Source organism: Chitinophaga sp. CF418 (assembly GCF_900142925.1).
GTDB lineage: Bacteria > Bacteroidota > Bacteroidia > Chitinophagales > Chitinophagaceae > Chitinophaga.
Genome location: NZ_FRCN01000009.1, coordinates 392755 through 402618, shown reverse-complemented (window position 1 = coordinate 402618; position 9864 = coordinate 392755). Strand labels below are relative to the sequence as shown.

The window sequence follows — 9864 nt, the reverse complement described above, 5'->3', positions numbered from 1 at the left end:
TGTATATAGTCGGGGTATGAACCAATAATCGCCGTCTCATTCTCTTGATAGAAGTAATTCTTACGTTCATTACCCTCGTAAATAAACGTTGTTTTAGCCCCGCTGGGATACTTAATAGCCGTCAGGATACCCGACCGTGTATAAACACTGTCTGGCTCGCGGTTAGCACCTGTGTAGCTGCCCACTGCCGGAATGAGATCGGCATTAGCCTTATTATTGAAATAGCCCCAATGATCCTGCGAGGTGTTGTTTACTTTCGGCACTTTACCACTAGCATAGCTGAACTCATAAGGCAACAGGGTTCTGAACTGTGTATAAATGCTCAATCGTTGCAGCTTTAATTTAGATATAGAAGTATCGGTACTTCCATAAGGAAACAAGGTCCCGTTACTAGAAAAATATTGGTACTCCAGCTTATACCCCATTCGTAAGACGGTATCCCGCAACTCGATATTCTTGAGCGCATATTCCCGTTTAGAATCGGCCCGCTCTGCAGTATCGTACAAAAAGTTCAAGGTTACGTTGTACGGAAACATAATTTGTTCCAGGTATTTCTGCTCTACCCGTATATACTGGCTGTTGGTGTAATTAATCGGGGACTCACCTGCACGTTCAAAACGGCTGGCTACCTGCGGAATGGTTTTTCCAGTCAACACCGTTTTGTATTTGAATTGAATGGTATCTTCCGCATAGGCCGAGATAATAGAAGTAAGATGCCAGGCCGAAACATAGGAGGCTGAATAATCGTAACTGGAAAGATTGCGCGTAGTGATTTCCCGGTTGGAAAATAAATACCGTGATCCATCTTCAAAAATGATGGTGAACTCGGTTATATTACTCGCTGGTATGCCGGAAATAGTGCCTGTTTTCCACCGCAAATTGATATTCTGCTTAGGGATGGTAACCACAGTCCCGTTCTTTCCAATCAAAAACGTTCCAGTTCTACCAGCGACGTTATATTGAAAAATATCCTGCTCGCTGTCAATAGAATCGGTTCCGTAATTTTCATCAGTGTATCGTTTAGGGTCCCGGCCAGTTCTTGATCCTGGATCCACTTCTGGCGTATACAGGAAACCACGCCCGGGAAAATCATCCGGAAGCCCACGTTGGTTCCTAATGATTATTCCCCCCGCACTCAATTGCCAACCTAAGCCAATGTTAGAGGCAGGTTCGTCAACTTTTACGCCTCCAGCGAAATAGTCTAGAGAAACACTCGTTGCAATGCCACTTCTTGTATAACTGTGAATAGGAATACTGATATTGGGTATACCAGTGAAATAATTGACGGGGATATTTATTTGTTTTCCAGATGCGACCGCTGCAGCCGAGCCGGAAATACTACTGTTCATATTCGGTGCTTCCTGTGCCACTATCGTTAGCGGCGATAGCAGAAGCAGGACCATAAAATATAGGTATCTCATATTTACCTGTTTAATTGGGGGATCGGTTTACTAATTTTAGAATCTGTATGAGTAATTGGAAAGTCGAGGCTATAATGAATAGCCAAATCTAACTTTGAGACCATTGGACCTGGGGATTTGGGATGCTGCCAAAAAATCATATAGGACCATTATGTTTCCTTTTAAACGTGCATTGATCTGATACTTCCTGCTTACTCCTATAAGCGCAGAGGTTTGCCAATCATGCCAGTTGGCTGTGTTGGTAGTCACTCCTTGAATTGATAAGCGATTTAGATCAAAACCACCATTCAGGTAATACATGTTTTTAATCTTCCAGTCTACGAAAGACCGTAAACTGACTCCCGAATGAGAAAAATGGATATGTGACCAATCTGATCCAAGACCAAGCTTATAGGCAATCCCAAGTCCTACTGATCCGTTCTTATGAAAATGATAGGCTGCTTGTGCGGCAACATCAGTGGTGGCAGGAAAGTATTTGGTAGATCGTTGAAATTGTATATTTCCGCCCAGTTCAATTCGCTGCCAAAAACGTTTTGACTTCAATGGAGAAGGTTTGAAGTTGGGCATTTCAGCTGCGTTGTCAAGGTCTTCATGGTTCTGCCTCAGTTCATTCATTCGGCTCCGGGCAGCACTCATCTGGTTAACGACGGCGCTCCTGATGTTAGCTAGACCTGGAACAACTGACTGGGAACCGAGCTGGCTTTGTGCCGTCTGTAGCTGCTGTTGCATTACTTGGCTGGCAATACCGCTACCTCCTAACCGCTGTTGTAGTAATGCTTCCACCATAGATCTTGTCTGTAATCCTTCAAGCTTCACAGAACTGGCTCCGGAGGTAAGATTGAAAAGGGAGGCCAGTGTTGAATTCCGTTTAATGAAATCTTTATATAAAGATGATTTCTGTAAAATCACCTGCGCCTTGGCTTCTATCTTACTGCGGTCGTTCAACAGGCTTTTGTATTCGCGTATCCGGGCGCCGTAATAGTAGGCTTGCTGGTTATACTTTTGAAGGTATTTGCTCGCGTCACTATATCCTGTTAGCCGTTGTTTTAACAGCTCTTGCCGGCCTCTGATGAACTTTTTAATATCTTTTGCTTTTTCAAATTCCGCTTCAAGATCATTTACACCTTTCACAGCCTTCGACAGTTTATTCTTCGAATCTGACAGTAATTCTTTATGCTCTTCCAAAAAACGAAAGGTAGTTTGCAAACTATCCAGGTAGGCGCTGCTCTGCAGGCTCTTAATAGGCAAAACAGCTTTGGTAAAACCCTGGTAGCTGGAATCATTAAGGAGCGATAACAGCTCCTGATCGGCCTTACCTTTTAGTTTTCTTTTTATTTTCCGTTCAATCCGGTTAAGCCTTGTTAGTACCTTACCGGATTGTCTGTCCAGGATATGTTCTACCTTTTCAGTTTTAGAGCTTACCCTTGTCAGATACTTTGACGGCAGCTTTTGTAGATCGTTCAGCTTTGCAGTGGTAGTTTTCAGTAGCAGGCTGGTATCAGTACTGCTTTGTGAAAATACCTGTTGTATACCTACACTAAGCCAGGTAGCCAACCAGAGGATCATAAGTCTCATGGCATCAGCTTTTCAGGGGTGAACAATTATTTGCGAGCGGCCTTTAATGCATCTATTTCGTTCTTGAGCTGAAGGATGTACAGCGTAAGTTCTTCTACGGTTTTTAAAAGCGCTTTTTGGTTCTCTGCCAGGTCTATTCCTGTTTCAGTTATTTGCTTTTCGGAGGGTATGTGAGGCAGGTGCCGCTCTTTTTGAATATAGGCTTCTAATTGTGCAAGTGGCGGAAGCTGGTATTCTGGTTTAAAAACGTAATCAGGCCAGCTGCCGTATGGCTTGATCATTACCTTTGTGAACATACCCGTGCCGTTTACTGCCAGCTTGTAGCCTTTGGTGTCAGATGTCCCGATACCTACATTGCCTGCCATAAAACCATTACCCGTGATCCTCAAATCCGCTATTTGGTCTTCGCTTTGCTGGTTCCGGATGCTGTTGTCGTTCAGATCAGTGAGGTCATACATTGCAGAGGACGCTATTTGCCAATATACCGGATTGGCCACCGTAGGGGTATCTCCGGTTAAGAACACATAACCAGCTGTTCCATAAGGACCAGCATATCCGCAAACCACCATATAGGCATAATCTTCCCATTTACCTGTGCCTGTATTATTGGTGAGCCACTGACGCATTGCGCCGGTACCTAAAGCGTTATTCGCGTAATTGAGTGTATAACCAACGGGGATTTTGGCCCGTATAAGGTGTACCAGTGTTTTATTACTACCACTCATGCCTTGCTGCTGGTAACCGCCTATGCCTGGTGATGCAACTCCTGTATGTTTTAGCTGCAGGCAGTAGCCAGAGGTACTGGGAGCGGTGGATATAGGTAAACGGCTGAGCGTCACATTTGAGTTGGCCGTATTGTTATAGACCTCGCAACTGTTTGTCCCATTGGTGAATTGTTCATCGGGATGCATCCGCTTGGCTGAGCGTAATGCAGCCAGCAGGACGTTGAAAGCGCCCCGATCTGGCGTTGAAGGCACTGATGGTAGCACCAATTGTTTACCGATGTAGAGGGAATTAGCATTAAAGCTGCCGTTTACATCCAGGTTATAGGCCGGAGTGGTGGTGTTTATACCAACATTACCCGAAGAAGGAAAGGTATTCTGAGCTAGGGAAATACCTGCGCTAAGGCTAAGCGCGGCTAACAGTAAAATCTTTTTCATTGTGATTTTTTGAAATATTTATAATGGATTTACTTGGTATCGCCGTAGGCGAGCCATCATGAATTAAGGAGTAGCAATAATTGTGTTGACGCCTTTAGCAGCATACTTTATGCACGAACGATACAGGATCGTCCGCAATAAATGTATCATTTACTGCAGCTAATATGACCTGTAGAGGGGGGACTTATTCCTGATGGAAAAGAAATTGGGGCACAAAAATATTATTTCATAGATGAACTGGATTTGGGGTTGAGGTATGATTACGATATTTTGACGCAGATGAAGGTAGGATAGATTTATGAAAAAAGAGTTAATAACATGTTAACGGAAATAACAAAAGTTCATCTATGAATATTGAGGATTCCTTCTGTCAGATTAGCCTCCAGTAAACATATATTTGTATTAATAAATATATTGTTTGTTGGAATGTTATTTGGGCTCATGGTTTGAGTTTAGTATATTTATTTTATTAAAGGTTTGTGAAATGAGAAGTAAGAATTTGAAGCGCTTGAAATCCTTTTTTTTATTTGATCTCCCCGTTAGATACAGTTACGTTTACTCCTATTTTCGTAAAACTCATGAAGGACAGCGCGATATTTATGCCAGTTGGCCGGTGGAAGCAACACGCAGTCAGTTGATTAATAAGTATTGGAACAATGCGCTTTGGCATTATTTGCTTTTGGTTGTTGTGGCTGCTGTTGCTGTAGGGCTTTTCAATATGCAATTGAATGGTATGTATATGCTTGCTGGTGTTGCATTGGGAATGGCCGCATATCTGCCCTTGTATTTCCTTCTTTATCGGCCGATCTTTACCAGCGAGTTCTTGCCGATGCTGGAAACAGCAATTGCCGCGTATGAAGGCCGTGAACGTGCATGGCTGGAAAAGTGTAAACAAGATCAGTTAAGCAACAGGGCATTGGTGCTTCTTTTCTACGCATTTGATAAAGCAAGTAAAGCCAATTATCTAAACCCTAGTGATAGGTGTGCAGACTTGTTGCACAAAATCTTCGGGGCAAGTCCTGATGGGATCAAAAAAGCACTCGACCTGATCTTTAAGAAGGATAAAAGGGCCAAATTGGGACATCGTCATTTTGTAGAAGTGGGCAAAAGTTTTGAAGAAGCCTATGCTGTTTTAGAGGCTATGCAGTTTTCAGAAGGCATACAACAGTTGAAGCACCTGGAGCAACAATTTAATCAATAACGCACATAGAGTCTTATTACCTTTCAATCGTAGCCCTATTCATCTTAATTTCTGGGAGTAATATTTTGTTGCCCCACAGATCATTTCTCATAGCATTGCAAACGAAATAATAGGTGTCATATGAAGGAGAATTTATAAACTTCTGCAATCCTAAGATTACTTTGTCGCTTGCAAAGATGAAAGAATTAAAATATTCTACTTCAATTTCCTTGTCTAACAATTCTTCAGTTGTTAAATCAGAGCGTTGTGCCAATAGGAATTGCAAATTGTTAGGTAAGTCAACCTTTGCTAACAGCAAGAGGTTTATGCAAAAATATCTTTGCCTTTTTACGGCGTATTCATTTTCCTTCATTTGCTTTTTATGCTGGAAAAGTGATTGGAAATATGCACCAATAGCGCCACCGACAATACCTAGCAGTAAAGGAATGATTTGAGGCCAATTCATATTATAAGTTATAATGGTTGCATAGTAATCATTTTTTATTAAAACAAGTATACTTAACCTGTTTTCTCTTTTTCGGACAGCCATATTTGCCGTCTAAATCGGTTAAATATGGACAAGAGAGAAACAAATGTGCAGACAACAGCACCAATGCTGTTCCCAATTGAACCGGAACAGTTTTGGCAAATGCTGCGTGTATTGGTGCGTGAAGAAGTCAGTCAACTGGAAAGACTACCCGTACGTACCCCGGCATATGATACCCCCGGCCTCACCTATAAACCCCTCTACAAAATCGGTGAGGTTTGTCAACTATTTCAGATTACCAAGCCTACTATTTACGACTGGATTAAACACGGCAAATTGAAGCCGTATAAAATCCGGTCGAGGGTTTATTTTCTTTGGAACGACATACAGTTCTTGTTGCGGCCCGGAGAACAGCCGAAAGAATGACAGGCAGCGCTGCTACCTGTCGCGGAGATCGGGTGGGCCTACTCTACGCTGGCCCCAACCCACGAAGATCGAACGGGCTGCCTTGGCTTGGCATCCCGTTCCCGAAGGAGGTACAGGGGGCGTCGCCACCTGTACGCGGAGATTGGGCAGGGCTGCTTTACGCAGCCCCCACCCGCGAAGATTGAACGGGCCGCCTTCGGCATCCCGTTCGCGGACTCGAACGGATCTTCGCTCCGTTAGCGAGCGGTGTTTTTGCTGCGCAAAAACCGCTCGCCCCCTCGCTCCCGATGGTCGCAAGGGGGAGGTGCGGAGATTTTAGCGGAGAATGACGGGCAGCTACGCTACCCGTCTGCGGACATGGTACAGGCGGCTTTGCCACCTGTACGGGGAGATCGGGCTGGGCAGCAACGCTGCCAGCCCTCAAAGATTAAAACGTAGCAGGTATGGAACAGACGCTGGAAAAGAACAAGGGTAAAGGCGGCAGGCCACCCAAAGCAGTAAAGAAGGAAATCTGTACAGGCGTACGGTTTACCAGGGCAGAATACTTTATCGTCAGAGAAAGGGCAACTAAAGCGGGGCTACGCTATACCGGTTACATTCGTCAAATGGCATTGTTTGGCAGTGTCATAGCCCGTTTAACTGACGAGGAACGGTCATATATCAAACAGTTAATCGGTATGGCAAATAATGTCAATCAGGTATCAAAACAGGCCCATAAAGAGGGGATGTTGAATGCGATGCTACTTTTTGAAAGCTACCGCCAACAGATTGACAGTATCTTAAACCGGTTAAGACATGATAAGTAAAGTAATTACCGGTAAATCTTTTTATGGCTGTTGCCGCTACGTTTGTGCAGATAAACAGCGGGCCGAAATACTGGAAGCAGAAGGGGTAAGAGATTATAGTTACCGGCATATGGGTAATGATTTTGAAATGAGCAGGCAGCAGTTACCAGACAAGCGAAAGGCCGTGTTTCATGGCATCCTCAGCTTTTATCCTGGAGAACAATTAACTAATGACGCATTGACGCAGATAGGACGGGAATACCTCGAAAAGCTAAGTCTAACTAATACCCAATATGTGATAACAAAGCATACGGATACCGATCATTTACACCTGCATATTATAGCCAATTTGGTTAACAACTGGGGGAAAGCAATCCGTGATAACTGGATAGGGTTACGCGGCAAGAAGGCCGCGCAACAGCTCACCCAAAAATATCAGCTTGTTCCTGCCATCGAAAAGAAAATAGCCCTTACCAATCTGCAAGCCCTTAATCATGAAGAAACGGCCCGTTATGAAATTTTTCAAGCTATAGAAATAGCGTTGCCCCGCTGTAAGACCCTACCAGCATTGGAAAAGGAGCTAACGAAAAAAGGTATAGACGTACAGTATAAGTACAAAGGGAACACCCAGCAATTACAGGGCATTAGTTTCAGAAAAGATTCGTATGCGTTTAAAGGCAGCAGTATTGACCGGAAATATTCTATCGCAGGCTTACAAAAGTCAATGCAGCAGCATATAACGCAGGAGCATATGCAATCAAGCAGGCGCGGGTTACGCTTGTAACAGTAAATCTATTTAAGAATGAATCAAATTATGTATTATGAATGAGTTGTTATTACAGACAATTGTAGACAAGTTAAATAAAGTTGATGAAGGTGTCCGGCAAATAAATAGCGCGACGCCTCAAGTGCCGGATTACGGAGAACGGCTAAATACTGTCAACGCGTCTTTAGAACAGATAAAAGCAGAGCTAGCAGGAATGACAGAGCGGACAAAATTTCCAACAGCGGCGGTTTCTAAGCTATTAGAATATCTTGAAATAAATAACGATCTGCTGCGACGTCCGCCGATACAGAAAGTTAAGCATCAACATCATATAAATGCTGGGATGATTGTTTCCACTTGCCTATTCCTGTTACTTGTCTTAGGGAGTGTATGGTTATTTAACACACGCTCAACGCTACAGGATTATAGAGCAGGAGACATAAAATATCGTTATTTAAAGTTGCAGGGGGGAAAACAGCTACGCCCATACCTCTATGAAATAGATAGCCTGTATCATGCGCACCCACAAGTCTTCCGGGATAGTGTTCTACAATGGGAGGAAGAGAGACAGCGCATAGCAGATATGTTACATGAAGCACAAGAAAAGGAAGAAGAGGCAAGCCAGTTAAGGAATAGAGCGAGAAAAATTAGGTGAGGCCAGTCCGGGGGAGGCGCTGCCGCCGCGCCATCCCCCGCGCCCCTCCCGGCGAGGGTTTCAAACAATGGCGATTATGTTCGTTGTTTTACGTTCTAAACTCATCAGACTTTCCTGCATGTGAGGGGCTGGATTCCTATCCTATAACCGAACTGCTTTTATTGCAATTGCCTCCGATAAACTACTACAACACCAGCTTCTTCTTCTGCAGCGCCCTATATTCCTCATGGTATTCATGAATTTTCAACTTTTTAAACTCCTCGGGGTTATTTTCTATCCATCTGCCCACATGCTCCCCGATATCTTTCTGACCTGCAAAAAGCCGCTTTTTCTTAGTTAGCCATAAAACCACCATAAAATCCTTGTATCTATTTAATGGTGATGATTGAGTATCAAAAGGATCAAGTGGTACATTCTTAATAAGACGGTATTCAGTAAAGAGTTCCTTCCAATCACTAGGAAAAAGTACGGTTCCGTTATAGTACAGCATTAACTGCTCAAACTCGGAGATCTGATCTCTTAATGTACCAACAAATTGATACTTATTATTGTCATCTGGAAAGTGCTTGAATCCAGTAATATATTTTGCTGTTTGATATAAATGCCGGTAATACACACCCAACAACCCGAAATGTCCTTCGTACGGTGGATATTTAAAGTTATATACTAGCTTATTTGTCTCCCCATTTTTATAAGCAAGTTTCTGTTCAGCTGTAAGATGTTTCAACTTAATAAAAATATCACGCTCATCACTCGATAGTTCATTAAAATAGGGGAGTTCTAATTCCATTCCAATTCCATGATAATATATTAAATAAGCTAGACGCATTCTATCTATATCTATATGTCTGCCCAGTTGAACTTCAGATTGAATCGCTCTATCAATCAATATTTTGAGAGTTTTGAATTCTTGGTAGAGCTCATAGAAGCAATCCCTTCCAATTACTCCTGTAGCCAGGTTCATTTGAGCAACGTTTTCTTTATGAAGCCGCAAAAGTTCAAAAAAGCGGCTTTCAAACCTTTCAAGCTGCCAATCCTTTCGCTGTTGTTCAATATCTTCGCGCTGTTGCTGGTTAGCCCGGTATTGAACATAAAATGCAACGAATGTTAGAATAGCCCCAATAAAGCCTATCCCCGGCCCCCAAAATCCCCCTGCAGTGTCACCTATAGGACCCGTTGCGGCATAATCCTTTTTAATCCAGTCAACCTGCGTGATCCAGATGGGAAGGGTCAAAATAAAAATGGTCAATACCGCAATTCCGCCAGCGAACCAATAAATTTTGTTTTTAGATTTCATAGTGTATACAAGTGCTAATATCTTTTGGCTTATCTATTAATTTGGTTATACTTCTTCCTGACTGTCTGCTACATTCTGATGACATAATAATGCTTTCGGTTTAATAATTAGT

The 9864-nt window shown here is 43.0% G+C and carries 10 protein-coding genes; 5 read left to right on the top strand and 5 right to left on the bottom strand.

The genetic code is table 11. From position 1 onward, the window contains the following. From F3I09_RS21130 to F3I09_RS21120, 3 genes are all read right to left on the bottom strand, one after another. A partial coding sequence (locus tag F3I09_RS21130; protein WP_149697024.1) for a hypothetical protein occupies window positions 1–1421 on the bottom strand: 1421 nt, incomplete at its 3' end. 69 nt (window positions 1422–1490) lie between these two features. Next, window positions 1491–2996 (bottom strand): hypothetical protein, encoded by a 1506-nt coding sequence (locus F3I09_RS21125; RefSeq protein ID WP_149697023.1) that lies wholly within the window; start codon window positions 2994–2996, stop codon window positions 1491–1493. Between the two features lie 26 nt (window positions 2997–3022). Further along, window positions 3023–4156, bottom strand: coding sequence for a hypothetical protein (locus F3I09_RS21120; RefSeq protein ID WP_149697022.1), 1134 nt, complete (start codon window positions 4154–4156; stop codon window positions 3023–3025). A gap of 484 nt (window positions 4157–4640) precedes the next feature. On the opposite strand from F3I09_RS21120, the gene F3I09_RS21115 reads away from it, so the two are divergent. Continuing rightward, complete coding sequence (locus F3I09_RS21115; protein WP_149697021.1) at window positions 4641–5357, top strand: hypothetical protein; 717 nt, start codon at window positions 4641–4643, stop codon at window positions 5355–5357. Window positions 5358–5373: 16 nt separating this feature from the next. Here the strand turns inward: F3I09_RS21115 and F3I09_RS21110 are convergent, their stop codons facing one another. After that, window positions 5374–5886, bottom strand: coding sequence for a hypothetical protein (locus tag F3I09_RS21110; protein ID WP_149697020.1), 513 nt, complete (start codon window positions 5884–5886; stop codon window positions 5374–5376). A gap of 24 nt (window positions 5887–5910) precedes the next feature. On the opposite strand from F3I09_RS21110, the gene F3I09_RS21105 reads away from it, so the two are divergent. The 4 genes from F3I09_RS21105 to F3I09_RS21090 all read left to right on the top strand — a co-directional run bounded on the left by F3I09_RS21105 (window position 5911) and on the right by F3I09_RS21090 (window position 8455). Beyond that, entirely contained in the window at window positions 5911–6249 is a 339-nt protein-coding gene (locus tag F3I09_RS21105; RefSeq protein WP_149697019.1) for a helix-turn-helix domain-containing protein, read from the top strand. 443 nt (window positions 6250–6692) lie between these two features. Continuing rightward, window positions 6693–7055, top strand: coding sequence for a plasmid mobilization relaxosome protein MobC (mobC, locus tag F3I09_RS21100; protein ID WP_149697018.1), 363 nt, complete (start codon window positions 6693–6695; stop codon window positions 7053–7055). After that, the gene (locus F3I09_RS21095; RefSeq protein ID WP_149697017.1) at window positions 7045–7818 is read left to right on the top strand and encodes a relaxase/mobilization nuclease domain-containing protein; all 774 of its coding nucleotides are present in this window, start codon (window positions 7045–7047) and stop codon (window positions 7816–7818) included. The genes mobC and F3I09_RS21095 overlap by 11 nt, the downstream gene beginning before the upstream one ends. 37 nt (window positions 7819–7855) lie before the next feature. Then, window positions 7856–8455 (top strand): hypothetical protein, encoded by a 600-nt coding sequence (locus F3I09_RS21090; RefSeq protein ID WP_149697016.1) that lies wholly within the window; start codon window positions 7856–7858, stop codon window positions 8453–8455. A 184-nt stretch (window positions 8456–8639) separates the two neighbouring features. Here the strand turns inward: F3I09_RS21090 and F3I09_RS21085 are convergent, their stop codons facing one another. Then, window positions 8640–9752 (bottom strand): putative phage abortive infection protein, encoded by a 1113-nt coding sequence (locus F3I09_RS21085; protein WP_149697015.1) that lies wholly within the window; start codon window positions 9750–9752, stop codon window positions 8640–8642. Between the last annotated feature and the right edge of the window lie 112 nt (window positions 9753–9864).